The organism is Variovorax sp. P4_D9, from assembly GCF_056401695.1.
In genome coordinates, this window is the sequence record NZ_JBFUIU010001180.1 from 1 (window position 1) to 2150 (window position 2150).

General features: G+C 61.8%; 2 protein-coding genes and 1 pseudogene. 2 read left to right on the forward strand and 1 reads right to left on the reverse strand.

What is annotated here, in order from left to right; all coding sequences use genetic code 11:
- Window positions 1-473, reverse strand: a 473-nt coding sequence (locus AC1DY5_RS52635) for a TorF family putative porin (RefSeq protein ID WP_478122187.1), incomplete at its 3' end; no start/stop codon positions are given.
- A gap of 173 nt (window positions 474-646) precedes the next feature.
- Here AC1DY5_RS52635 and AC1DY5_RS52640 point away from each other — a divergent pair.
- Both AC1DY5_RS52640 and kdpF read left to right on the forward strand, forming a co-directional pair.
- A pseudogene (locus AC1DY5_RS52640) lies at window positions 647-1607 on the forward strand (magnesium and cobalt transport protein CorA).
- A gap of 325 nt (window positions 1608-1932) precedes the next feature.
- Window positions 1933-2031 (forward strand): K(+)-transporting ATPase subunit F, encoded by a 99-nt coding sequence (kdpF, locus tag AC1DY5_RS52645; protein WP_478111400.1) that lies wholly within the window; start codon window positions 1933-1935, stop codon window positions 2029-2031.
- The last annotated feature ends 119 nt before the right edge of the window (window positions 2032-2150 follow it).

Below are 2150 nucleotides of genomic sequence, written 5' to 3' on the forward strand. Positions count from 1 at the left end.
CACGAGTACTTGGCCGTGAAGGCGCCGATGTTCTCGTCCGCCCAGGTGCCCGCGCCGTAGATTTCGGTGGTGGCGCCGGCGCTGTTGCCGGGGTAGACATAGGTCAGCACGCCGACGTCCCAGTCGATCGGGCCGCCCTTGAACTTGTAGCCGCCGTAGAAGTCCATCTCGACCGAATTGCCAGGCAGCCAGTTGACGCTCGAGTTCCAGTTGCCAATGTAGAAGCCGCTGGCGCCGAAGGCGTAGTCCAGGCCGCCCTGGATCGCCGGCTTGACGTAGTCGGAGTTGGCGAAGCCGTTCTTTCCGATCACGTCCTGGTCCTGCCCGCGGAACTTGTAGTTGGTGGTCAGCGAGACGTTGGCCGTGAGATTCGGCGCCGGTGCGGCMGCGTCGGCRGCGGCCTGCGCGCTGGCGARYATCGGCAGGRKGATCAGAGRCSCGGCGAGCAARGWTCTTTCGAWTGYGTGTTTCATTTTTGATGAACGATTGGGGGAAGAGAGCGTACGTCTGCCCTTGTAAAAAGCCCGTAAAAARCGCAGCGGTGCGCATAAAGATTCGGTSTTTCGCAGCCRAKCMATGCRCAAGGCAAGTGCTTCTTGTTGGSGTCGGTGGCAAGATGACCGAAWTCCYCWATGTGCGTGTTCYCATGCTCATCAACTGCGTYGYCTAYGAAGAGGGCATCAAGCTCGCCGAYATCCCSGTCGCCGAGATCAACGAGTACACGTCGCTTCCCGGATGCTTCGTCTGGGTTGCGCTGCGCGATGCGACGCCGGAAGAACTGAGTGAACTCCAGGGCGAGTTCGGTCTCCACGCGCTGGCCGTCGAAGACGCGCGGCACGGCCATCAGCGGCCGAAGGTCGAGGAATACGGCGACTCTCTGTTCGTGGTGCTTCACCTGCTCGAGTCCGACCCAGCGGAAAAGAAGACGTTGCACGTCGGAGAGGTCGATATCTTCGTCGGTCGAAACTACGTCGTTTCGGTGCGAAATCGCAGCGAGCATGGATTCGTGGACGTTCGGGAACGGTGTGAGCGCGAGCCCGAACTTCTGCGCCAGGGGCCCGGCTTCGTGCTCTATGCCCTCATGGATTCGGTGGTCGACCGCTACTTTCCAGTGATCGATGCGCTCGAAGTGGAACTCGAAGCCATTGAGCAGCGGATATTCACCAAGGGCGCGGCGCGCGAGAGCATCGAGGAAACAGAGACTGACGGTGGTCAAGCATGCCGTCGCGCCGCTGCTCGAAGGAACCGGCAAGCTGCACGGTGGCCGTGTGCCGCAGTTGTGCATCCGCTCGCAGGAGTACTTCCGGGACGTCGTCGACCACCTCAACCGGATCAACAACACCATCGAGTCGATCTTCGATTCGATCGGCACTGCGATCCACGTCAACTTGTCGATGGTGACCATCGAGGACGGCGAGGTGGTCAAGCGCTTCGCCGCCTGGGCCAGCATCTTCGCCGTGTGCACGGCGCTTGCCGGCATCTGGGGCATGAACTTCGAGCAGATGCCCGAGCTGAACTGGGCCTTTGGCTATCCCGCCGCCCTGTTGCTGATCCTCGGCATATGCGGCTACTTGTACTACCGGTTTCGCCGAGCAGGCTGGCTCTGAGCCGCCTTTCCGGCGGGTCGTCCGGCAGTCTGGTGGCGGGAACTTGATGCGGCGCAACGGAAGTTGACGACCCACCTCCAAGAATGGGATCAGTTCTCGCGTCGCTCCTTTCGCGGGAGGCAGCCCGTTTCTTTACGCATTTTTTACGCCCCTCACCGCAGTCTATCCCCTGTTTTTACGCAGCCGCGCGGACACTTTCCGTATTGTTTTTGCAGGAGTGAAGAATGGACATCGTGTGGATTGCCGCGCTTGTGGCCATGTGGGTGGTGATGGCCGGGATGGTGGTCGTGCTCGTCAAGCTCGCCGCACCCAAGGGAGAGCGTTCGTGATCAGCCTCGAAGTCCTTTACGGATTCGGCGGCCTGCTCGCCGTCCTCCTGTTCGCCTATCTCGTGTTCGCACTGATCTGCGCCGAGGAGTTCTGACATGAACGCCTCCGCCTGGGGCCTGCTGGCCCTCTACCTCGTCGCGCTGGGCCTGCTGGCCTGGCCGCTCGGCCGCTACCTGGCGCTGCTGTGCAGCGGCACGCCGCCGCGCTGGATGC